Raw genomic sequence first — 20,377 nt, forward strand, 5'->3', positions numbered from 1 at the left:
CGCCACAGGGAGGCTGGCTGGCGCCTTCAGGCGCACTCCAGCAGCAGCGTCCTGACGGCCTCGGCGGTCCGCTGCCAGCGGAACTGGGCCGCACGCTGCGGTCCCGCCTCGGCCAGCCGCCCCGCCAGCCCTCCATCGCGATCGAGGGCCTGCAGCGCTGCAGCGATCTCGCTCGGCTTGCGCGGATCCACCAGCAGGCCGGCATCACCCACCACCTCAGGCAGGGCGCCGGCGCGCGCGGCGATCACCGGTGTGCCGCAGGCCAGACCCTCCAGGGCCGGCAGCCCGAAGCCCTCCCACAGGCTCACCAGCACCAGGGCACGGCAGCGGTTGAGCAGCTCCAGCCGCTCCTGGTCGCTCACCCAGGCGATCCAGTCGCAGCGCTCGGCGATGCCCAGCTCCGCCGCCAGGGCCTGAAGTCGCGGGGTGTAGCGCGGGTCCTGCGGACCGACGAGCTTCAGGCGCAGCTGCCGCTCCGGATCGGGGAGGCTGGCGAAGGCCCGCAGCAGCCGCGACAGGTTCTTGTGGGGATCGTGGCGCCCCAGCACCAGGAAGAAGGGATCGCGCTCCAGGCCCAGGGGCCGCAGCAGGCCCGGGTCGAAGCCGAGGCGGATCGGCACCAGCCGACGGGCCGGCACTCCCAGCCGGCCATGCACCTCGCGGGCGGTGGCCTCGGAGTTGCACAGCACCCGCACCGCCCGATGCAGCACCAGCGGCACATAGGCCAGGTGATAGGCCAGCAGCGGCGTCAGCTGCGGGTAACGCAGCGGCAGCAGGTCGTGGGCGAGCACCACCGAGCGCACGCCCCGCAGCAGCGGCGCCTCCGGCAGGGGGGAGAGCAGCAGCGGGGCGCCGCTGGCGCGCAGCAACCGTGGCAGCTGGTTCTGGGTCCACAGCAGGCGCCGCAGGTGACCGGCGCGGCCGTGTTCAGGTCCGAGCGTCGCCGGGATCGGGATGCCGCCGGCCCTCCCGCTGCCGAGGGGATCGAGCAGGGGCACCTCAGCCGGATCGAGGGCCGCCACCAGATCGCGGGCCACCACGCCGATGCCGGTGGGCCTGCGGCCCAGGAAGCTGCCGTTGAACAGGGCCAGGGGGGAGGTGGACATCAAGGCGGACGCTTCAGGGAGTCAGATCAGGGATGGCCGTCGCTGGGACGCCCCAGCAGCACCTGGCCCGCCGCCATCAGCACCGCGGCGCTGCGGCGCGGCTTCAGGGGCAGGCGCAGCAGGTTGAGCAGCAGCAGGCGCAGGCTGCGCAGCGCGAACACCCAGGCCGGGCAGTGGCGGCGCAGGAAGCGCAGGTAGCTGACGGTGGAGAGCTGCAGACGGCGGGCGCCGGCCGTCTCGCTGCCGCTGCCCCGGCGATGCAGCAGCCGTGGTGCAGGCAGCCACAGCACCGGGGCCCCCTGGCCGGCCAGCCGCAGGCAGAGATCCATGTCTTCGTAATAGAGGGGGAAGCGGGGATCGAAGCGCGGTGGCGTCGCCTGGGCGGCGGGGCGCAGCAGCAGGCTGCAGCCGCTCAGCCAGTCGACGGCCACAGGTCGCTTGCCGCGGGCGTGCGTCTCGCCCAGCTGGCGGGCGCGGAAGGCCAGGCCGCGATCGATCCAGCCACCGCTGGCCTCGAGGGCTCCGTCGGCATCGACCACCGCCGTGCCCAGCAGTGCCGTCTGCGGCAGCGTCGGCAGCAGGGCGCTCACCTGTTCGATCTCCCGGCCGCCGGGCAGGCCGGTGTCGGGATTGAGCAGCCACACCCAGCCGTCCCATCCCTCCGCTGCCAGGGTGTCGAAGGCCCGGTTGCAGCCGGCCCCGAAGCCATCGCCCTCGCTGCCGCGCAGCAGGCGCAGGGGCAGCGGCATTGCGGGGCGGCGACCTGCGGCGGCGGCCTCCAGGGGCCGCAGGTCGAGCGGGGCCGAGGCGGGAGCGTTGTCCACCAGCAGCCAGAGCGCCGGCGGCAGCGACTGGCCGGCCAGATCCGCCGCCAGCGTGGGCAGGACCCCGCCGCTGCGGTACGCCACCGTGACCACCACCGGCGCCTGGGCCTGGGGGCGCGGGGTGCGTGAGCCGGCGTCGTTCTCGGGATCGGGGAGCGTGGCGATGGCGATCGCGGCCGGTCGGCCCAGCTTCGCAGTTCCAGCACGGCGCCTCCCCGGTCGGGGTCCCGTCGCCTTGTCGGCCGGCCGGCTTCCCCCGGGCAGACTCACGGCATGGTTGAACCCACCCCCTGCGGCATCTGCCGTCTGCATGACGCCATTGCCGCAGGCGGGGCGGAGGCGGATCTGCTGATCTGGCGCCAGGGGCCCTGGCTGCTGCGCCACCATCCGCTGCCGGCGCCGCTGCCCGGCTGGCTGCTGCTCGACAGCGCACGCCACCTGGGCGGCCCGGCCGACTTCCAGGCCGGCGAGGCGGCGGCCTTCGGGCCGATGCTGCAGCGCGCCAGTGCGCTGGTGCGGCAGCTGAGCGGCTGCGAGCGGGTCTACGCGATCGCCTTCGGAGAAGGGGCGCGCCATCTGCATGTGCATCTGATCCCCCGGCACGGCGCTGATCCGGACAGCGAGAGCTGGAAGGTGGCCGATCTCTACCGGGCGATGACGGAGGGTCGTCGCCCGCCGGCCGACCCGCTGGCGGTGGGGGAGCTGGTGGCACGGGCCCGTCGCGTCAGCGGGGGGTGGTGAGGGCCCGGGCAGGCCTTGCCTAGGCTCCCTGGCCGATGGAATACCGAGGCGATGGTGGAGTCGGCGTCAGGTCGTGAGCCCGCGGGGGCCGACGATCTGCGGTTCGTGGTGGCGGTGCCCGCTCGGCTCGAATCCTCGCGCCTGCCCGGCAAGGTGATGGCCGACATCGGCGGCCGGCCGATGCTGCAGCGTGTGCTCGAGCGCTGCGGCCGCGCCCGCAGCCCCCGGGCCGTGGTGCTCTGCACCGACAGCCCCGAACTGATCGAGGCGGCCGCCGGCTGGGGCTTCCCCGCCCTGCTCACCAGCGCCGCCTGTGCCTCCGGCAGTGAGCGCATCGCCTCGGTGGTGGAGGACATGGTGGATCTGGCCGGGGCGCCGCATGAGCGCACCGTGATCCTCAACGTGCAGGGGGATCAGCCCTTCATCGATCCGGCCGTGATCGATGCGATGGCGGGCGAGTTCCTGCGCCGCGGCGAGGGGGCCGAGGTGCTCACCCCCGTCTACCGGATGGGGGCCGACAAGGTGCACAACCCCAACGTGGTCAAGACCCTGGTGTCGGCCGACGGGAGGGCCCTGTACTTCTCCCGTTCCGCCATCCCGCATGTCCGCGGCATCGAGCCGGAGGACTGGCATGCCCATGTGCCGTTCTGGGGCCATGTGGGCATCTACGGCTACCGGGCCAGCGTGCTGGCGCGCTGGGGCCAGCTGCCCCATTCACCGCTGGAGGAGATCGAGAAGCTCGAGCAGCTGCGCCTGCTGGAAGCCGGCATCGGCATCGGCACCTTCACCGTCGAGGGTGAATCGCTGTCGGTGGATACCGCCGAACAGCTGGAGCAGGCCCGCGCCATCGCCGCCGCCGGAGACGACTGAGACCGGCTGGTGGTGACAGGCCACGCCACGCCGGTGACCCCGCCGTGGCCGAGGTGGCAGGTTGCGTTGTCGGCAGAGGCCTGTCGCTGCCGCCTGCGCCTCGATGGGACTCCGCTGGGAACGGGGCCGGCCGCTGCTCCCGCCGGCCCAGGCCGGAGGCTGCTGCCATTGCATCACGTTACTGTGATTCCGTTGTCAAGGCGGCCTGTGCGGTCGCGGCCGGCGCCATGGCTGTCCCGATTCCGATCTTCATCGGCTACGACCCCCACGAGCGGGCCGCCGTCAATGTGCTCGCCGACAGCCTCGTGCAGCACAGCAGCAGGCCGCTGGCGATCACGCCGATCGTGGCCCGTCAGCTGACGGATGTGTTCAACCGCGAGCGCAACCCACGTCAGAGCACCGAGTTCTCCTTCAGTCGCTTTCTGGTGCCCTGGCTGCAGCAGTACCAGGGTTGGGCCGTCTTCATGGACTGCGACATGCTCTGCCGCGGCGACATCGCCGAACTGTGGGAGCTGCGCGATGAGCGCCATGCCCTGATGTGCGTCCAGCACGAGCATGTGCCGCGCGAGAGCGTGAAGTTCCTGGGGGCTGAGCAGACCACCTACGCCCGCAAGAACTGGAGCTCGCTGATGCTGTTCAACTGCAGTCGCTGCACGGCGCTCACCCCCGACTACGTGAACAGCGCCAGTGGCCTGCAGCTGCATCGCCTCGAATGGCTGTCGCCCGAGGAGAGCATCGGGGCGCTGCCCCTCGGCCGCTGGAACCACCTGATCGATGTGGAGGCACCCCGCGAGGCCCCTGCCGCCGACGGCGGGCCGGCACTCGTCCACTGGACCCTGGGAGGCCCCTGGTTCCGGGAGTACAGGCTGGCGGGTGGGGTGCTGGCCGCGGAATGGCTGGCGGCCCGCGACGAGGCGATGCGCCTGTGGAGCTAGCCGCTGGCCAGACCCGCCTGCACCAGGTCGTGCAGCCGCAGCAGGCCCAGCATGCGGGTGTCCTCCGAGACCACCGGCAGCACCGCGATCGCCTTGCGGCGATTGCGCTCCATCTGCTTCAGCGCCTCGATCGCCAGCGTGTCGCCCGTGATCGTGATCGGATCCGCCGTCATCAGCTCGGCGGCGATCAGCCGGTCCCACTCCCGGGGACCGTGGTGCAGCAGCGCCCGGCGCAGGTCGCCGTCGGTGATCAGGCCCTGAATCCGCTCCGGGTCCCCGTCGCGGGCCACCCAGCAGGCGCCGACGCCGTCGACGGTGAGATGGCTGATCACCTCCGCCAGAGGGGTGAGCGGTGAGAGCGGGGCCAGCCGCGCCACGGGCACCATCAGATCGGCGGCCGTGAGGGTGAGCTGCTTGCCCAGGGAGCCGGCCGGGTGATTGAGGGCGAAGTCCTGCGGGGAGATCCCCCGCCGCTCCATCCACACCGCCGCCAGGGCGTCGCCGATGGCCATCGCCACCGCCGTGCTGGCCGTGGGGGCGAGGTTGAGCGGACAGACCTCCCGGTCCACCGAGCCGTCGAGCACCACCTCGCAGCCGCGCGCCAGGCTCGACTCCACCCGGCCCACCAGGGCGATGCGGCGCGTGCCGCGGCGGCGCAGGTGGGGCAGGATCTCCAGCAGCTCCTGGGTTTCGCCGCTGTTCGAGAGCAGCAGCGTCACATCGTCGGGGGCCACCACGCCCAGGTCGCCATGCAGGGCGTCGAGGGGATTGAGATAGATCGCCATCAGGCCGATCGAGGAAAAGGTGGCGGCGATCTTGCGGGCGACGATGCCGCTCTTGCCCACCCCGGTGATCACCAGCTTGGCGCGTCGTTCGACGCACTGATCCAGCAGGCCCAGAGCGGCTTCCACCTGATCGCTGTCCAGGCGCTGGGCGGTGGCGGCGATCGCAGCGGCCTCCTCGATCAGGCAGCGGGTGAGGGCGGACAACGGTGTCTCCGGGATGATGCAGGCATTCTCCCTGGCTCACCCGTTGTCCCAGCCGCCCGAGACCGTGCTGCCGGGCCTGTCGGCCCCGCTGGTGGCGCTGCTGGCCCAGGCGGCCGCTCCGGATCGAGTGGCCCTGGTGGGGGGTGCCGTGCGGGACCTGCTGCGCCACCGTCTGCACAACGACCCCTGGACGGGATTGCCGGATCTGGACCTGGTGGTGGAGGGAGGTCATTACGTTGTCGAGCCCCCACCGGCCGCTGATGCCGGCTCGCCGGTGGGAGCAGGGGCACCCTCAGCGTCGGCAGAGCCGGACCGCGACGCAACCCCCTCCGGTTGTGCCGCGCAAGGGGACGGCGAGGCACCGGCCGCAGCGGGGCTTCCCGCCGCCCATCGGCTGGCCCGTCGCCTGCGCCGTTCGCTGGAGCCCGGAGCTGTTCCCTTCTATCAGGAGCATGCCGCCTACGGCACCGTGGAGCTGGAGGTGCTCCTCCCGGATGGGCCGCTGCTGCTGGATGTGGCGACCGCCCGCCGCGAGACCTACCCCGAGCCCGCCCGCAACCCGTGTGTCTGTTTCGCCCGGCTGGAGGATGACCTGGCCCGCCGCGACTTCACGATCAATGCGATGGCGCTGGTGCTGGGTGGTGCGGGCGCGGAGCACCGCGCGACCGGCGTTCCCGCCGGGCTGCTCGATCCCTACGGGGGTCGCGACGACCTGGGACACCGTCTGCTGCGCTTCCTGCATGCGCGCAGCGTGCGGGATGACCCCACCCGCGTGCTGCGGGGTGCCCGCTACGCCGCACGCATGGGCTTCGATCTGGCCCCTGACAGCCAGGCGCAGCTGACAGACACCCTGGCGGCGTGGCCCTGGCCGTGGCAGCCGGGCGACCCCCCCGGCGCGGCTCCTCCGGCCCTGGGCACGCGGCTGCGGATGGAGCTGGAACTGCTGCTGGAGCGTGAGGCCTGGCCGCGGGGACTCGCCGCTCTGCAGCGCTGGGGCGCCCTGGTGCTGCTGGATGGGTCCCTGCAGGCGGACCGGCACTGGCATCGCCGGCTGCGCTGGGCGTCGCGGGCCGGGCTGCCGCTGCTCCCAGCCCTGCTGACGGCGGCGGCCGATCCCGTGGCCCTGGCCGAGCGGCTGCAGCTCCCCCACCGGCAGCACCGGCTGCTGGTGGGCTTCGTGGCACTCCGCCGTCGCCTGCTGGAGCTGGCGGGGCAGGGCGATGGACAGGGGCCCCTCTGGCCGGACTGGCGGGCGGATCAGTGGTCGGCCCTGCTCGAGGAGCCCGGCCATGGCCCCGAAGCGGTGGCCCTGGCCCTGGCCGCGGCCGTCGGCCCGCGCCGGCCGCTGCTGCGCTGGTGGCTGCGCTGGCGCCATCTGCACGGGACGCTCACGGCGGCGGCGTTGCTGGCCGAGGGGCTGCGGCCCGGTCCGGAGCTGGGGGCGCGGTTACGGCGCTCCCGTTGTGAGCGGCTGGCGCTTGAACGGTGCTGAGGGAGGGGTGAACGCCGGCTGGTTTGCGTACGATCCCGCCATCCGCCCGTGTGATCGTGGACACCCTGTCGCTGCTCAAGTTCAGCTCCGAGGACTGCGGCACCTGCCATCGCATGAGCCACTACGACGCCAAGGTGGCCGAGGAGCTCGGGCTCGCGTTCGTCAGCGTCATGCTGCAGGACACCGAGACCTACCGGCGCTACCGCAAGGTGCTGCTCACCCAGTACCCCAACAAGGAGGGAATGGGCTGGCCCACGTATCTGATCGTCCGCGATGTCGAGGCCAGCTTCGTGATCCACGGCGAGGTCAAGGGCGGCATGCCCAAGGGAGATTTTCGCCAGCGCCTGCAGGAGCTGCTGGAAGCCCTCGACAGCGAGGCCTGATCGGGGAGCGGTGGTGATCGCCGACCAGCCTCCCGTTCAGATCGCCCCCCAGCGACCGTCTCCGCTCTTCAGGCAGCCTGGGCCCGAGCCATCTGCCTCCGTCTGCGACCGGATCGGATCCGTCGTCGCCGCGGCGACGGCAGGCTTTGTTCCGCAGAGCCGGGGTAGCCTTTCCGGCGCGACGATCTGCGCGTGATTTGAACCAACCAGCGCCCTGTTCGCCGATCCGCTCCATCTGCTGCATCGGCGCCGGCTATGTGGGCGGACCGACGATGGCGGTGATCGCTGACCGCTGCCCCGACGTGCAGGTGACGGTGGTGGATCTCAACGCCGAGCGCGTCGCCGCCTGGAACGACACCGATCTCACCCGCTTGCCGGTGTACGAGCCGGGGCTCGACCTGGTGGTGGGCCGCGCCCGGGGACGCAACCTGCACTTCAGCACCGCGGTGGAGGCGGCGATCGCCGCGGCCGACATGGTGTTCCTGTCGGTGAACACCCCCACCAAGCAGCGGGGCGTGGGGGCTGGCCAGGCCAGCGATCTGCGCTGGATCGAGGCCTCCGCCCGCCAGGTCGCGGCCGCGGCCACGGGGCACACGATCGTGGTGGAGAAGAGCACCCTGCCGGTGCGCACCGCCGAGGCGGTGAAGGCGATCCTCGATGCTGCCCAGGGCGATGCCGGCTCCGGCAAGACCTTCTCGGTGCTCTCCAACCCCGAATTCCTGGCCGAGGGCACGGCGATCGCGGACCTGGAGCGGCCTGACCGGGTGCTGATCGGGGGTGAAGACGGTGACGCCATCGAGGCCCTGGCTTCCATCTATGGCCAGTGGGTGCCACCGGAGCGCATCCTGCGCACCAATCTCTGGAGCAGTGAGCTCTCCAAGCTCACCGCCAATGCGTTTCTGGCGCAGCGCATCTCCTCGATCAACAGCATCGCCGCCCTCTGTGAGGTGACGGGGGCCGATGTGCGCGAAGTGGCCCGGGCGATCGGCAGCGACAGCCGCATCGGCTCCAGGTTCCTGCAGGCGGGACCCGGATTCGGTGGCAGCTGTTTCCAGAAGGACATCCTCAATCTGGTGTACCTGTGCCGCCATTTCGGCCTCGAGGACGTCGCCGCCTACTGGCAGCAGGTGGTGGATCTGAACATCTGGCAGCAGCGGCGCCTGTCCCGCAAGGTGGTGCAGAGTCTGTTCGGCACCGTCACCGGCAAGCGTTTGGCGGTGCTGGGCTTCGCCTTCAAGGCCGATACCAACGACACGCGTGAGTCGCCCGCCATCCGCATCTGCCGCGATCTGCTGGAGGAGGGGGCCTGTCTGGCGATCGTCGATCCCAAGGTGGAATCGCGTCAGATCTCGGAGGATCTGGGCTGCCCGCCCCTCGCGGCGGAGTCCCCTGGCGAGGGCGGCTGGCTGCCGGCTGACGATCCCGTCGCGGCTGCGCGCGGGGCGGATGCGGTGCTCATCCTCACGGAATGGTCGGCCTACCGCCAGCTCGACTGGCCGGGGATCGCGGCGGTGATGCGTCGCCCGGCCTGGCTGTTCGATGCCCGCGCCGTGGCTGATGCCGCGGCGGCCCGTGCGGCCGGCCTGCGGGTCTGGCGGGTGGGGGAAGGCTGATGGTGCGGCGCAATCTGATCACCGGCGGTGCCGGTTTCCTCGGCTCCCATCTCTGCGACCGCCTGATGCAGGCCGGTGAGGAGGTGATCTGCCTCGACAACTATTTCACCGGCCGCAAGGACAACATCCGTCAGTGGATCGGCCACCCGCGTTTCGAGCTGATCCGCCATGACGTCACCGAACCGATCCGGCTGGAGGTGGACCGCATCTGGCATCTGGCCTGCCCCGCCTCGCCGGTGCACTACCAGTTCAATCCGATCAAGACCGCCAAGACCAGCTTTCTGGGTACCTACAACATGCTCGGCCTGGCCCGGCGGGTGAAAGCGCGGCTGCTGCTGGCCAGCACCAGCGAGGTCTATGGCGATCCGGAGGTGCATCCCCAGCCGGAGAGCTATCGCGGCTGTGTGAACACGATCGGCATTCGTAGCTGCTACGACGAGGGCAAGCGCATCGCTGAAACGCTGTGTTTCGACTACCAGCGCATGCACGGCACCGAGATCCGGGTGATGCGCATCTTCAACACCTATGGGCCGCGCATGCTCCCCGATGACGGCCGGGTGGTGAGCAATTTCATCGTGCAGGCCCTGCGTGGGGAGCCGCTCACCCTCTACGGCGACGGCAGCCAGACGCGTTCGTTCTGTTATGTCGATGATCTGATCGAGGGCATGATCAGGCTGATGAACGGCTCGCATGCCGGCCCGATCAACATCGGCAATCCCGGTGAATTCACCATCCGCCAGCTGGCCGAACGTGTGCGCGATCGCATCGATCCCTCCCTGGAGCTGATCCACCATCCCCTGCCCCAAGATGACCCGCTCCAGCGCCAGCCCCTGATCGATCTGGCCCGGCGGGAGCTGGGCTGGGAGCCGACGGTGACCCTGGAGCAGGGCCTGGAGCCCACCATCGCCTGGTTCCGCGAGCGGCTGGCGGAGGACGGCTGAACGGCGGGCCGCCCCGCCGCCGCCGTGGCCTCAGACCCCTGCAGGGCACACTGGATGGCCCCTGCTCCCCTGTTGTGGAACCGCTCCAGAGTCTGCGCGGCATGGTCGATCTGCTCCCTGAGCGCATCGGCCTGTGGCAGCACGTGGAGGCCACGGCCCGCGAGCACTTCCGCATGGCAGGCGTCAACGAGATCCGCACGCCGCTGCTGGAGGTCACCGAGCTGTTCGCCCGCGGCATCGGCGAAGCCACTGACGTGGTCGGGAAGGAGATGTACACCTTCCTGGATCGCGGTGAGCGCAGCTGCACCCTCAGGCCGGAGGGCACCGCCTCGGTGGTGCGTGCGGCGATCCAGCACGGCCTGCTGGGCCAGGGGCCGCAGCGACTCTGGTATGGCGGGCCGATGTTCCGCTACGAGCGCCCCCAGGCGGGCCGTCAGCGCCAGTTCCACCAGATCGGCGTGGAGCTGCTCGGCTTCGCCGATCCCCGCAGCGATGTGGAGGCGATCGCCCTGGCCTGGGATCTGCTGGCGGACCTGGGCGTGCAGGCGCTGGCCCTGGAACTCAACTCCCTGGGCACCCCGGAGGATCGGCTGCGCTACCGCGGTGAACTGGTGGCCTGGCTGGAGGCCCATCGCGACTGGCTGGATGTCGATTCGCAGCAACGCATCCACACCAACCCCCTGCGGGTGCTGGACAGCAAGCACCCCGACACCCAGGCGCTGCTGGCCGGCGCGCCGAATCTGCACGATGCCCTCAGTCCCGGGAGCCATGAGCGCTTCCAGCGCGTGCGCCAGGGCCTGGAGGATCTTGGTATCCCCTTCAGCCTCAATCCACGCCTGGTGCGCGGCCTCGATTACTACAGCCATACCGCCTTCGAGATCACCAGCACGCAGCTGGGTGCTCAGGCGACCGTCTGCGGTGGCGGCCGTTATGACGGGCTGGTGGGCCAGCTGGGGGGCCCGGCCACGGCGGCGGTGGGCTGGGCACTGGGCATGGAGCGGCTGGTGCTGCTGCTGGAGCAGTCCGGCTCGGCCCCGGCGGCGGTCGGCCCGGATCTGTACGTGGTGAGCCGCGGCGAGGCGGCCGAACGCCGGGCCCTGGCCCTCACCCGACAGCTGCGGCAGGCGGGACTGGCGGTGGAGCTGGATCTCAGCGGCGCCGCCTTCGGCAAGCAGTTCAAGCGGGCTGACCGCTCCGGCGCCCGCTGGGCGGCGGTGATCGGCGACAGCGAGGCGGCCGAAGCGGCGGTGGTGCTCAAGGATCTGCGCGGCGAGACGGCGGAGCGGCGCCTGGCGGAAGCGGAGCTGGTGGAGGCCCTGAGCCGGATGGGAGCAGCCTGAGGGGCTGAGGACCCGTTGCGTGCGGAGCCGCCGGAGGACGTGGCAACCGGCCGGTCGGGTCGCGGCATGGTCAGGCTCGTGCAGGTGTCATCCTGCCTGGCCTCCGATCTCCATGGCCCATCCGGGGGACGCTGCTGGGCATCAGGGTGCGCTCACCATGGCCGGAGGGGTGACGGGCAGGCTCAGGCCTCGATCCGCAGCAGCGCCACGGTCGTGCCTGGTTCGTGAACCAGAGTGGCGGCCAGGAGGGCGGTGTCGAAATAGGGAGACCTCAAAACCTGGCGCCCTCACGAAGCTCTCGCATCAGCGCTGCCGCATCCTCACCGGCATGCAGCGGCTGATCCGTCGTGGCGGCCAGAAAAGTCGAGAGATCGAAGCCGGCACTCGGCTCCTGAGGCGCCCGCACCAGCCGTGCGACCGCCCCGCCCCGCCGCGTGATCTCCACAGCTTCCCTCCGTTCGACCGCATCGAGCAGCGCGGAGAGCTGGGCCTACTGCAAGCAGAAGCCTGCGGCTAGGGCCTGGGCGACGCTGATGCTGTGCATGGCGCTGATCCCAGGTGGTCATCGGACCATCCGATGGAGGCGGCGGGAGGGTGGCTCCCCGCAGCGATCCGATCACGCGATCTGCCGCGGTTCGCAGCTGCAGGCCTGCTCGCTGTTGACGATTTGAGCTTCAGGCCTGCAGAGCCGCCAGGTGCCAGCCACCAAAAAAGCGGGCCCCTGGGGAGCCCGCTGCGGCGGTGTGAGGTGTGGACTGGCGAAGGCCCGGGTTCAGGCTGAACCGACGCCGACGTAGGCGCCATAGAAGAACAGGCCGACCACGAAGATCACCGCCATGCCACCGGCGGTGGCCACCAGCCAGAGGGGCAGGACCCCTTCGGTCCAGCGGCTCTTCCAGGGCACGGCAGGGCGGCCGTCAGGAAGGCGATCGGGAATTCTGCCGTCAGGCAGATTGGACTTCTTGCCACTCATGCGCAGACCTCCGGATCAGTTGAAGAAGTAACTGGAGAACAGGATGCCGGTGACAAACACGAACAGCAGACCCAGATAGAGGCTGGTGCGGTTCAGCTCAACCGGCAGGTTGTTGGGGTTGTCGTTGCGTTGCAGACCCATGGTGGTGTGGCGCGTCTCAGCGGCGGATGAACTGCATGGCGGCCAGGGCGCCCAGGAAGAACACCGTGGGGATGCCGAGGGCGTGAACCGAAAGCCAGCGCACCGTGAAGATCGGATAGTTGCGCGGCGTCGTCGAGGAGGTGGATTGAGTCATGGCTTCACTTCACGCGCTGGTCGAGCTGGCTCTTGCCCTCGTAGCGCTGGCTCACCACCGGCGCCTTGGTCTCCTGAGCCTGGAAGTAGGCATCCGGCCGAGGCGTGCCGAAGGCGTCGTAGGCCAGGCCCGTGGAGACGAACAGGAAGCCGGCCAGGAAGATGGCGGGCAGGGTCACCGCATGGATGACCCAGTAGCGGATGCTCGTGATGATTTCGAAGAACGGGCGTTCCCCGGTGGAGCCGGCAGCCATGGCGTCAAGCGTTCAGCCAGGCGATCCTAGGGGTCTGCCCGCAGCCGACGGGAGCGCTCCGCGGGGTTGGTTACAGAGGGACGCAGTTGCCCTCAGCCCACCCAGCGCAGCAGCGAGCCCCGTTCGCCCAGCACGAAGCCCTTGCCGTCCTCGCTGAAGGCGATGCGGCTGAAGTTGGTGGGCTGCTGGGCCCCCACCGGATCCTTCTGCCAGCTGGCACCGCCGTCGCGGCTGACCAGCAGCGTGCCGCTGCCGCCGCCGGTCCAGATGGCGCCGGAGGGATCCCAGGCCATGTCGAGGTAGCCGTAGCCGTTGGTGATCGGGATGATCGCCTTGCCCCAGGCTTCGACGTCGCCGGAGTCGTCGTTGAAGCGCAGCTGGGCGCCTCGGGCCAGCATCCAGAGGTTGCCGTCGGGCTGGAAGCCCATCGACTGCAGCCGCTGGCTGCTCACCCGCCCATGGGGCTGCCAGGTCTCCTGGCCGGGCTCCCAGGTGGCGAAGAAGTTGCCCAGGCTGCTGACGCTCACGTAGCGGCCATCGGGTCCACGGCGCAGGTCGCGCACGGCACCTGCCGCATCGCTCACCAGAGACTGCCAGCTGCTGCCGGCGTCGCTCGTCTGATAGATCGCACCGACATTGGTGGCCAGCTCGGCGCGCTTCGGGCCCAGGGCGGTGATCATGTAAGGCTCGCCGGGCAGTTTGGTGTCGAGCAGCAGGCGGCTCCAGCTGCGGCCGCCGTCGCCGCTGTGCAGCAGCAGGCCTGGCTGGCCGACGATCCAGCCCTCATCACCGTGGAAATCGATGCTGATCAGGCGGAAGTTCTCGTCTTCCGGCAGGTCGAGGCTGCGGGTTTCCCAGCTCGCGCCGCCGTCCTCGGTCTCAAGGATCAGTCGATTGCTGCCCACCAAGAAGCCGTGGCGATCGTCGCGGAACGCCACCGCCAACGGGTTGGAGGTGGTGTCCAGGGGAACCGCCTGCCAGGGGCTGGTGCTGGCGACGGGCAGGCCGGTGGTGACGCAGCCGCCGAGGCCCAGGCCGAGGCCGAGCGCCAGCAGCAGGCCGAGCAGCGGGGAGAGCAGGCGTTTCACGGGGGCGTCAGCGCAGGGAATAGAGCGAGAGGAAGAAGGCGATCGCCAGGGCGAAGCCCCCGAAGATCAGCACGTTCTTCTGGCCGGGAGTGAGGCGGTTGACCCCCAGGCCGAAATCGAGGTTCTCCTCGAAGCCGCTGGGCTTGGAGCGGGGACCGATGTCGCGGAAGGCGCCGACGCGGCTGCGGCAGACCGGGCAGCGGAAGCTGATGGCATCGAGTTCCAGGAAGGAGGTGCCGGGCTCGATTCCGAGCTTGCGGACCCCTTCACCCGGGTCGTACACGTAGCCGCAGCTGCGGCATTCGAAGCGGTGCGTGGCCGGGTCATCGGTCGGGGCCGTTTCGGTGGCGGCCGGAGCTTCGGCGGCGGTGTCGTCGACCGCCGCTTCCGGTTCCGACGTGATCGGGGTGTCGTCGGGGCCTTCCGGAGCCCCCGGATCGCCCTGGGCGTCTGTCGGGGCGTCAGTGCTCATCCCGGGCGGTCACAGGCGAGCGAACTCTATCGGCCGGGACCGGCGGCCCGTTCCAGGCGACGGCTGGCGGCCTGAACGGTATCGGCGACAACCTCCCGGTCCCTGCAGTCGTCCTGGACCGTCGTCCCAGGTCCATGGGTGCCAGACTGCCGGCCACGTTGGAACGGCCCGATGTTCGTGCTTTCCGGCTACGACGCCTTCCTGGGCTTCCTGCTGATCTCGGCGGCTGTCCCTGTCCTGGCGCTGGTGGCCAACAAGCTCCTCTCGCCCAGCAGCCGCGCCGGTGAGCGGGAACTCACCTATGAGTCCGGCATGGAGCCGATCGGCGGCGCCTGGATTCAGTTCAACATCCGCTACTACATGTTCGCCCTGGTCTTCGTCATCTTCGACGTCGAGACCGTGTTCCTGTATCCCTGGGCCGTCGCGTTCCACCGCCTCGGTCTTCTGGCCTTCATTGAGGCCCTCGTCTTCATCACCATCCTCGTGGTCGCCCTCGCCTATGCCTGGCGCAAGGGTGCCCTCGAGTGGAGCTGACCGCCCTCCTGGCTGATCCCCGGCTGCCATGACCTCAACCCCCTCCACCTCCAGCGCCGGGCCCCTCGCGGCCGGCGACGCCACCCTGCCCTCGGTGGCTGCCCTGCGCGACCTGCGGGCGGCCAGCTGCGGGCCGGTGGGCGCTCCGACCGTCACCTCCGATCTCTCGGAGAACGTCATCCTCACCAGCCTGGATGATCTCTACAACTGGGCCCGGCTCAGCAGCCTCTGGCCGCTGCTCTACGGCACCGCCTGCTGCTTCATCGAGTTCGCCGCGCTGATCGGCTCCCGCTTCGACTTCGACCGCTTCGGGCTGGTGCCTCGCTCCAGTCCGCGCCAGGCCGATCTCCTGATCGTGGCCGGCACCGTCACCATGAAGATGGCACCGGCCCTCGTCCGCCTGTACGAGCAGATGCCGGAGCCCAAATATGTGATCGCCATGGGTGCCTGCACGATCACCGGCGGCATGTTCTCAGCCGACTCCACCACCGCTGTGCGCGGCGTCGACAAGCTCATCCCGGTGGATCTGTATCTGCCTGGCTGCCCGCCGCGGCCCGAGGCGATCTTCGACGCCGTGATCAAGCTGCGCAAGAAGGTGGGTAATGAGGCTCTGGCGGAGCGCGGCTCCCTGCGGCCCACCCACCGTTACTGCACGATCCCCCACCAGTTGAGGGCGGTGGCGCCGATCGTCGACGGTCGCTACCTGAGCGCCGAAACCCAGGTGGCCGCCCTGGCCGCCGCCCAGGCTCTGCCCGTGGCCACCACCCCCCAGCTCGAATCCGTTCCCGCCTCCACCGATGCCTGAGGACACCACCAGCGCCACCGGCGCCCTGGAGACCACCGCCCCCGCCCCGGGCCCGGTCAGCAGCTGGCTCAGCAGCCAGGGGTTCGAGCACACGCCGCTTCCCGCCGACCATCTCGGTGTCGAGGTGCTGGCTGTCGAGCCTGCGGTGCTGCCGCTGCTGGCCACCGCCCTGCGGGCCTTCGGTTTCGATTATCTGCAGTGCCAGGGCGGTTACGACGAAGGCCCGGGCGGCCAGCTGGTGAGCTTCTATCACCTGGTGAAAATGGCACCCCTGGCGGCGAAGCTGGAGGGCGGCAGCCTGTCCGCCTCCGACCGGCCCGAGGAGGTTCGGCTCAAGGTGTTCCTGCCGCGCGACGGGGCCCTGACGGTGCCGACCCTCTACGGTCTGTTCCGCGGCGCCGACTGGCAGGAGCGGGAGACCTACGACATGTTCGGCATCGTCTATGAGGGCCATCCCCATCCCAAGCGCCTGCTGATGCCCGAGGACTGGAAGGGCTGGCCGCTGCGCAAGGACTATGTGCAGCCTGACTTCTACGAGATGCAGGACGCCTACTGAGCGGAACTTCCGTTCCCCTTCCACCGTCACGCTGAAACGCCGGCCCTTCCCTGTGGTGCCGGCGTTTTTTATGGGCACATCGGCTCATTCGATCGTCGTCCCACACCCCGCGGGCGTTCAGGAGTCGCGCCGGTGGCGCTTGTAGAAGCGCATCACCGCCAGAGCCAGGCTGCGCGGGTCATGGCGGAGGGTGGCGGTGGGCCGTGTGCCCTGCAGCGGTGCCACCATCACGTCATAGCCCTGGCGCTGCAGGGCGGCGCTGTCGCAGCGCACGGGTTCTGAGCCGCGGCGGCGGTAGTGCTCGAGCAACGCCGGATCCACCGGCTCCGCCTGGGCCAGCACGCCATCGAACAGGCGGCGCTCGACGCCGATCGTGGCCAGCTGGGCCTCGATCGCCCGCAGGTGCCCGGCCACATCGAGACCGTCGGTCTCCCCTGGTTGGGTCATCAGGTTGCAGATGTAGAGGCGCGGCGCCCGGCTGCGGCTGATCGCCGTCACCAGCTCCGGCACCAGCAGGTTGGGCAGCAGTGAGGTGTAGAGGCTGCCCGGCCCGAGCACGATCAGATCGGCGTTGGCGATCGCCTCGATCGCCCGCGGCAGGGCCGGTGGCCGCTCGGGGATGCAGCCGAGCCGCACGATCGGGCTGTGGGCCTTGCCGATGCGCGATTCGCCCTCGATCCGCTCACCGTTCTCCAGTTCCGCCCACAGGCGCACGTCGGCGTTGGTGGCCGGCACCACCTGGCCCTGCACCGCCAGCACGCGGCTGCTGGCGGTGATCGCCGATTCGAGGCTGCCGGTGATCGCGGTCAGCGCGGTGAGGAAGAGGTTCCCGAAGCTGTGCCCCTCGAGGCCGCTGCCGGAGCGGAAGCGGTACTGGAACAGGCGCGTCAGCAGCGGCTCCTCGGTGGAGAGGGCCGCCAGGCAGTTGCGGATGTCGCCCGGAGGTTGCATTCCGAATTCCCGCCGCAGCACGCCGCTGCTGCCGCCGTCATCGGCGACGGTGACGATGGCGGTGAGATTGCTGCTGTAGCGCTTCAGGCCGCTGAGGAGGGTCGACAGGCCGGTGCCGCCGCCGATCGCCACGATCGACGGACCGCGGCTGAGGCGGCGCTGGGCCAGCAGCGCATCGACCAGGACCGTGTCCTTCTCGGGAGCCAGGGCCTGCTGGATCGACCCGAAGCTGCGGCTCTGCCCCAGCCAGATCAGCACGGCCCCGATCACCAGCACCAGGGGGCCGGTGATGCTGCGCGGCAGCACCCGCGTGAGCTGGGAAAGCGTCCACTTGATCGCCTCCAGGCTCCAGTAGATCGGCTGCAGGTCGGCCCAGACCGCCGCCCCCAGCAGCAGGATCAGCAGGCCCAGCCCGGAGGTGAGCATCCAGCGCTTGACCACCAGGCCCGGCTGCAGCCAGCGGGCGGCACGGCGCGAGCGGGTGACCAGGTCATGGGCGCGTGGATCGCTGCGACCCGACCAACCAGGCCGCGACTGCGCCGGACGGGCGCGCCTGGATTTCGGGCCGGGGCCACGGACGGGCAAGGGAAGAGCGCGGAGCTGCGGCGAACGGCCCATGAACTGTACGGATGAAAATCCGCTGACGAAACCGTCCACCCCGGTGCGAGGGCCCAGGATGGGGGCTGCCCGCCTCCCGCATCCGGCGCCCCGTGGCCGTTTCCCCCTCCCCAGCCTCGGCTGCCGCTCCCGCTGACCGCACCGAACCGGTGGCGGAGATGCGCGAGGTGACGGTGCGCTGGGGGAGCAAGCCGCCTGTGCTCGATCAGGTGTCACTCGACCTCCAGGCCGGCGAGCGCCTGGTGGTGGTGGGACCCTCCGGCGCCGGCAAGTCGACGATCCTTCGCGTGTTCTCCGGGCTGCTGCTGCCGAGTGCCGGCAGCCTGCGCATCCATGGGGAGGAGCAGCGCTATCTACGCCTTGATCAGCGCCATCCCCCGGATGTGCGCCTGGTGTTCCAGAACCCGGCTCTGCTGGCCTCGCTCACCGTGCGCGAGAACGTCGGTTTCCTGCTGTATCGCCACAGCCGTCTCAGCGAGCGCGAGATCCGCGAGCGGGTGGGCCGCGCCCTCGAGGCGGTGGGACTGGCCGGAATCGAGGAACTGCTGCCCGGCGAGCTCAGCGGCGGCATGCAGAAGCGGGTCAGTTTCGCCCGCGCCCTGATCGACGATCCGGCCACCGCCGGTGGTCGCGTGCCGTTGCTGTTGTTCGACGAGCCCACCGCTGGGCTCGATCCGGTCGCCTGCACGCGGGTGGAGGATCTGATCGTGCGCACCACCGAGCTCACCCAGGCCTCGTCGGTCGTGGTCAGCCATGTGATCAGCACGATCGAGCGCTGTGCCGAGCGGGTGATCCTCCTGTATGGCGGCCGGTTTCGCTGGGTCGGCACGCTCGCGGAGTTCCGCCGCAGCGACAATCCCTATGTCGTGCAGTTCCGGAGCGGTAGCCTGCGCGGGCCGATGCAGCCTGCGGAGCTCTGAACGCCCATGCGCCGCAGTGTCCGCGAAGCTCTCGTCGGTTTTTCCCTCCTGGCGGCGATCAGCGGTGGTTTCGGCCTCTGGTTGTGGCTGCGGGGCGTGTCGATCGGCCGCAGCACCTGGACCGTGACCGCCAGCTTCGCCGATGCTTCCGGCCTGGCCGAACGCTCGCCGGTCTCCTATCGGGGCGTGCTGGTGGGCAGCGTCCGCTCGGTGAAGATCACCAATCGCGCCGTTCTGGCGGAGCTGGAGATCACCGATCCGAGCCTGCGGCTGTCCAGGCCCGTCGTGGCCCAGGTGGGCACCTCCTCCCTGCTCGGAGGTGATGCCCAGGTGGCGCTGCTCAGCAGCGGGCCGCCGCTGCCGGAGAGTTCTCCCGGTCCGCGGGACCGCGGCTGTGACAGCCGCCGCATGCTCTGTCAGAACGGTCAGGTGCCCGGTGTGGCCACCGCCTCGCTCCAGACGGTCACCGACACGGTGCAGAAGCTGCTCGATCAGGCCGATCGCGACAAGCTGGTGGAGAAGATGGTGGCGGCGACCGCCAGTTTCGAAGCGACTGCTCGTGAGGCCGAGAAGCTGAGCAAGGAGGGCCAGGTGTTCGTGGCCGAAGCCAACCGGCTGGTGGGCACGCTGAACCGCTCGGCCGGCAAGATCGATCCGATCCTCTCCAACGCCAACAGGGCCAGCGTTGACGTCGCCCAGGCGAGCCGCCACATCCGCAATCTTTCGGCGGCCCTCGACAACCCGCGCACCGTGGCGGACCTGCAGGCCACCCTCACCAACGCCAAGCAGCTGACCGACCGCTGGAGCGCCGTCGGCGGCGACGTTCGCAAGCTCACCGACGATCCCAGGTTCATGGATGGGATTCGCAGCGTGTCGGTGGGGCTGGGGCGCTTCTTCGAGGAGCTCTACCCCGCCCAGACCGCTGCCGCCAGGGAGCGCGACGAGCGCAGGCGAGCCGAACGCCAGAGGGCGGTCGACAGTGCAGGCAGCGGCCCGGCTGCAGGGGCGGCGTCAGCCTCTCCCTGACCCCACGTTCGGCTTGTCACGGAGGTCACGGAGCCGGCAGAGCATCGTCCCCTGGCTCCTTGTGCGACAGGGTGGGCGCCTCCCGGTTGCGTGGGTCCAGCGGTCGCAGAGGGGGCACGACACCCCTGCTCAGTCCGAGCCGCCCCAGCTCCACACCGGTTGTCCCTGGCTGACGCCCGCGTTCAGGATCACCGGCGTGTAGCCGTTGGGGTCGCGCATGCCGGTCATGTCGAGGATCAGCTGCGCCCGGCCGCCGCTGAAGCGCATCCGCAGGTAGGAGTGATCCCGATAGGGCGTGGTGTCGGCGCGCAGGATCCCGGCGGCGGCGGTGCAGCGCTGATAGGGGGCGCCCAGCTGACCCACCCAGGTGGCGCTGAAGCCATCCCGACCGACCAGCCGCCAGCCCGTGGCGACGCTGGACAGGGCTGCGCGGCCATTCACGCCGTAGCTGCCCTCGTGATAGGGCTGCAGGGTTTCGATCAGGGTGATCGTCGTCGGACAGGGGCCGCTGGGGGTGCGGCTGATCAGCGGGGCCACCTTCAGCTCCAGGGTCCCGGCACGGCCGGTCTGGGGAACGCCTGCTGCCAGCAGCACGCCGCTGCAGGCAGCCAGAGCCGCAGAGAGGGCACCGGATCCGGGGCGGGTCATGCGG

The 20,377-nt window shown here is 70.4% G+C and carries 24 protein-coding genes; 13 read left to right on the forward strand and 11 right to left on the reverse strand.

Translation table 11 applies throughout. The annotated features are described in order from the left end of the window. Positions 1–26 precede the first annotated feature (26 nt). Together H8F25_RS13530 and H8F25_RS13535 are read right to left on the reverse strand one after the other, a co-directional pair. On the reverse strand, positions 27–1,106 hold the full coding sequence (locus H8F25_RS13530; RefSeq protein WP_231596850.1) for a glycosyltransferase family 1 protein: 1,080 nt from the start codon (positions 1,104–1,106) through the stop codon (positions 27–29). Positions 1,107–1,132: 26 nt separating this feature from the next. Further along, positions 1,133–2,200, reverse strand: a complete 1,068-nt coding sequence (locus H8F25_RS13535) for a glycosyltransferase family 2 protein (RefSeq protein WP_231596851.1) — start codon at positions 2,198–2,200, stop codon at positions 1,133–1,135. Positions 2,201–2,203: 3 nt separating this feature from the next. On the opposite strand from H8F25_RS13535, the gene H8F25_RS13540 reads away from it, so the two are divergent. From H8F25_RS13540 to H8F25_RS13550, 3 genes are all read left to right on the forward strand, one after another. Continuing rightward, positions 2,204–2,671 (forward strand): HIT family protein, encoded by a 468-nt coding sequence (locus tag H8F25_RS13540; RefSeq protein ID WP_197210863.1) that lies wholly within the window; start codon positions 2,204–2,206, stop codon positions 2,669–2,671. A gap of 51 nt (positions 2,672–2,722) precedes the next feature. After that, a complete protein-coding gene (kdsB, locus tag H8F25_RS13545; protein WP_197210864.1) occupies positions 2,723–3,541 on the forward strand; it encodes a 3-deoxy-manno-octulosonate cytidylyltransferase in 819 nt (272 codons plus the stop codon). Positions 3,542–3,768: 227 nt separating this feature from the next. Continuing rightward, positions 3,769–4,476, forward strand: a complete 708-nt coding sequence (locus tag H8F25_RS13550) for a glycosyltransferase (RefSeq protein ID WP_197210865.1) — start codon at positions 3,769–3,771, stop codon at positions 4,474–4,476. Here the strand turns inward: H8F25_RS13550 and H8F25_RS13555 are convergent. After that, the gene (locus tag H8F25_RS13555) at positions 4,473–5,465 is read right to left on the reverse strand and encodes an SIS domain-containing protein (protein ID WP_197210866.1); all 993 of its coding nucleotides are present in this window, start codon (positions 5,463–5,465) and stop codon (positions 4,473–4,475) included. The two genes, H8F25_RS13550 and H8F25_RS13555, sit on opposite strands and share 4 nt — an antisense overlap. Before the next feature lie 64 nt (positions 5,466–5,529). On the opposite strand from H8F25_RS13555, the gene H8F25_RS13565 reads away from it, so the two are divergent. From H8F25_RS13565 to hisS, 5 genes are all read left to right on the forward strand, one after another. Further along, positions 5,530–6,957, forward strand: a complete 1,428-nt coding sequence (locus H8F25_RS13565) for a CCA tRNA nucleotidyltransferase (RefSeq protein ID WP_370525894.1) — start codon at positions 5,530–5,532, stop codon at positions 6,955–6,957. Between the two features lie 65 nt (positions 6,958–7,022). Continuing rightward, complete coding sequence (locus H8F25_RS13570) at positions 7,023–7,340, forward strand: thioredoxin family protein (RefSeq protein WP_197213874.1); 318 nt, start codon at positions 7,023–7,025, stop codon at positions 7,338–7,340. A gap of 272 nt (positions 7,341–7,612) precedes the next feature. Then, positions 7,613–8,953, forward strand: coding sequence for a nucleotide sugar dehydrogenase (locus H8F25_RS13575; RefSeq protein ID WP_197213881.1), 1,341 nt, complete (start codon positions 7,613–7,615; stop codon positions 8,951–8,953). Beyond that, positions 8,953–9,894, forward strand: a complete 942-nt coding sequence (locus H8F25_RS13580; RefSeq protein WP_197210867.1) for a UDP-glucuronic acid decarboxylase family protein — start codon at positions 8,953–8,955, stop codon at positions 9,892–9,894. Before H8F25_RS13575 ends, H8F25_RS13580 begins: the two co-directional genes overlap by 1 nt. A gap of 74 nt (positions 9,895–9,968) precedes the next feature. Further along, the gene (gene hisS, locus H8F25_RS13585) at positions 9,969–11,234 is read left to right on the forward strand and encodes a histidine--tRNA ligase (protein ID WP_197210868.1); all 1,266 of its coding nucleotides are present in this window, start codon (positions 9,969–9,971) and stop codon (positions 11,232–11,234) included. Positions 11,235–12,006: 772 nt separating this feature from the next. Here the strand turns inward: hisS and H8F25_RS13590 are convergent. The 6 genes from H8F25_RS13590 to H8F25_RS13615 all read right to left on the reverse strand — a co-directional run bounded on the left by H8F25_RS13590 (position 12,007) and on the right by H8F25_RS13615 (position 14,315). Then, positions 12,007–12,207 (reverse strand): photosystem II reaction center protein J, encoded by a 201-nt coding sequence (locus H8F25_RS13590; RefSeq protein WP_197210869.1) that lies wholly within the window; start codon positions 12,205–12,207, stop codon positions 12,007–12,009. Between the two features lie 15 nt (positions 12,208–12,222). Beyond that, positions 12,223–12,342 carry a photosystem II reaction center protein L gene (locus H8F25_RS13595; protein ID WP_197213883.1) on the reverse strand — a complete coding sequence of 40 codons (120 nt, stop codon included), beginning with the start codon at positions 12,340–12,342 and terminating at the stop codon, positions 12,223–12,225. A gap of 22 nt (positions 12,343–12,364) precedes the next feature. Beyond that, the gene (psbF, locus tag H8F25_RS13600) at positions 12,365–12,502 is read right to left on the reverse strand and encodes a cytochrome b559 subunit beta (RefSeq protein WP_197210870.1); all 138 of its coding nucleotides are present in this window, start codon (positions 12,500–12,502) and stop codon (positions 12,365–12,367) included. Between the two features lie 4 nt (positions 12,503–12,506). Next, a complete protein-coding gene (gene psbE, locus H8F25_RS13605; RefSeq protein ID WP_197210871.1) occupies positions 12,507–12,755 on the reverse strand; it encodes a cytochrome b559 subunit alpha in 249 nt (82 codons plus the stop codon). A gap of 92 nt (positions 12,756–12,847) precedes the next feature. After that, positions 12,848–13,843, reverse strand: coding sequence for a photosynthesis system II assembly factor Ycf48 (locus H8F25_RS13610; RefSeq protein ID WP_197210872.1), 996 nt, complete (start codon positions 13,841–13,843; stop codon positions 12,848–12,850). Positions 13,844–13,850: 7 nt separating this feature from the next. Next, positions 13,851–14,315: a rubredoxin gene (locus tag H8F25_RS13615; protein WP_197210873.1), complete on the reverse strand. Its 465-nt coding sequence runs from the start codon at positions 14,313–14,315 to the stop codon at positions 13,851–13,853. Positions 14,316–14,486: 171 nt separating this feature from the next. Here H8F25_RS13615 and ndhC point away from each other — a divergent pair, with 171 nt between their 5' ends. The 3 genes from ndhC to H8F25_RS13630 are packed head-to-tail and all read left to right on the forward strand — an operon-like array spanning position 14,487 to position 16,210. Continuing rightward, on the forward strand, positions 14,487–14,849 hold the full coding sequence (ndhC, locus tag H8F25_RS13620; protein WP_197210874.1) for a photosynthetic/respiratory NAD(P)H-quinone oxidoreductase subunit C: 363 nt from the start codon (positions 14,487–14,489) through the stop codon (positions 14,847–14,849). 28 nt (positions 14,850–14,877) lie between these two features. After that, entirely contained in the window at positions 14,878–15,654 is a 777-nt protein-coding gene (gene nuoB, locus H8F25_RS13625; RefSeq protein WP_197210875.1) for an NADH-quinone oxidoreductase subunit NuoB, read from the forward strand. Continuing rightward, a complete protein-coding gene (locus tag H8F25_RS13630; protein ID WP_197210876.1) occupies positions 15,647–16,210 on the forward strand; it encodes an NAD(P)H-quinone oxidoreductase subunit J in 564 nt (187 codons plus the stop codon). Before nuoB ends, H8F25_RS13630 begins: the two co-directional genes overlap by 8 nt. Before the next feature lie 117 nt (positions 16,211–16,327). Here the strand turns inward: H8F25_RS13630 and yvcK are convergent, their stop codons facing one another. Then, complete coding sequence (gene yvcK / locus H8F25_RS13635) at positions 16,328–17,746, reverse strand: uridine diphosphate-N-acetylglucosamine-binding protein YvcK (protein WP_370525751.1); 1,419 nt, start codon at positions 17,744–17,746, stop codon at positions 16,328–16,330. A gap of 191 nt (positions 17,747–17,937) precedes the next feature. Here yvcK and H8F25_RS13640 point away from each other — a divergent pair, with 191 nt between their 5' ends. Continuing rightward, the gene (locus tag H8F25_RS13640) at positions 17,938–18,699 is read left to right on the forward strand and encodes an ABC transporter ATP-binding protein (RefSeq protein WP_197213885.1); all 762 of its coding nucleotides are present in this window, start codon (positions 17,938–17,940) and stop codon (positions 18,697–18,699) included. 6 nt (positions 18,700–18,705) lie between these two features. Beyond that, a complete protein-coding gene (locus H8F25_RS13645) occupies positions 18,706–19,725 on the forward strand; it encodes an MlaD family protein (protein WP_197210878.1) in 1,020 nt (339 codons plus the stop codon). Between the two features lie 129 nt (positions 19,726–19,854). Here H8F25_RS13645 and H8F25_RS13650 read toward each other — a convergent pair whose 3' ends face one another. Next, positions 19,855–20,373, reverse strand: a complete 519-nt coding sequence (locus tag H8F25_RS13650) for a hypothetical protein (protein WP_197210879.1) — start codon at positions 20,371–20,373, stop codon at positions 19,855–19,857. Positions 20,374–20,377 lie beyond the last annotated feature (4 nt).

Source organism: Synechococcus sp. CBW1004 (assembly GCF_015840715.1).
Classification (GTDB): domain Bacteria; phylum Cyanobacteriota; class Cyanobacteriia; order PCC-6307; family Cyanobiaceae; genus Cyanobium.

Coding starts and splice junctions, on each gene's coding strand:
- H8F25_RS13650 (WP_197210879.1), bottom strand. CDS start 20,373: ATGACCCGCCCCGGATCCGGTGCCCTCTCTGCGGCTCTGGCTGCCTGC.
- H8F25_RS13630 (WP_197210876.1), top strand. CDS start 15,647: ATGCCTGAGGACACCACCAGCGCCACCGGCGCCCTGGAGACCACCGCC.
- H8F25_RS13530 (WP_231596850.1), bottom strand. CDS start 1,106: ATGTCCACCTCCCCCCTGGCCCTGTTCAACGGCAGCTTCCTGGGCCGC.
- nuoB (WP_197210875.1), top strand. CDS start 14,878: ATGACCTCAACCCCCTCCACCTCCAGCGCCGGGCCCCTCGCGGCCGGC.
- H8F25_RS13640 (WP_197213885.1), top strand. CDS start 17,938: ATGCGCGAGGTGACGGTGCGCTGGGGGAGCAAGCCGCCTGTGCTCGAT.
- kdsB (WP_197210864.1), top strand. CDS start 2,723: ATGGTGGAGTCGGCGTCAGGTCGTGAGCCCGCGGGGGCCGACGATCTG.
- H8F25_RS13645 (WP_197210878.1), top strand. CDS start 18,706: ATGCGCCGCAGTGTCCGCGAAGCTCTCGTCGGTTTTTCCCTCCTGGCG.
- H8F25_RS13615 (WP_197210873.1), bottom strand. CDS start 14,315: ATGAGCACTGACGCCCCGACAGACGCCCAGGGCGATCCGGGGGCTCCG.
- psbF (WP_197210870.1), bottom strand. CDS start 12,502: ATGACTCAATCCACCTCCTCGACGACGCCGCGCAACTATCCGATCTTC.
- H8F25_RS13580 (WP_197210867.1), top strand. CDS start 8,953: ATGGTGCGGCGCAATCTGATCACCGGCGGTGCCGGTTTCCTCGGCTCC.
- ndhC (WP_197210874.1), top strand. CDS start 14,487: ATGTTCGTGCTTTCCGGCTACGACGCCTTCCTGGGCTTCCTGCTGATC.
- H8F25_RS13590 (WP_197210869.1), bottom strand. CDS start 12,207: ATGAGTGGCAAGAAGTCCAATCTGCCTGACGGCAGAATTCCCGATCGC.
- H8F25_RS13550 (WP_197210865.1), top strand. CDS start 3,769: ATGGCTGTCCCGATTCCGATCTTCATCGGCTACGACCCCCACGAGCGG.
- psbE (WP_197210871.1), bottom strand. CDS start 12,755: ATGGCTGCCGGCTCCACCGGGGAACGCCCGTTCTTCGAAATCATCACG.
- H8F25_RS13575 (WP_197213881.1), top strand. CDS start 7,613: ATGGCGGTGATCGCTGACCGCTGCCCCGACGTGCAGGTGACGGTGGTG.
- H8F25_RS13540 (WP_197210863.1), top strand. CDS start 2,204: ATGGTTGAACCCACCCCCTGCGGCATCTGCCGTCTGCATGACGCCATT.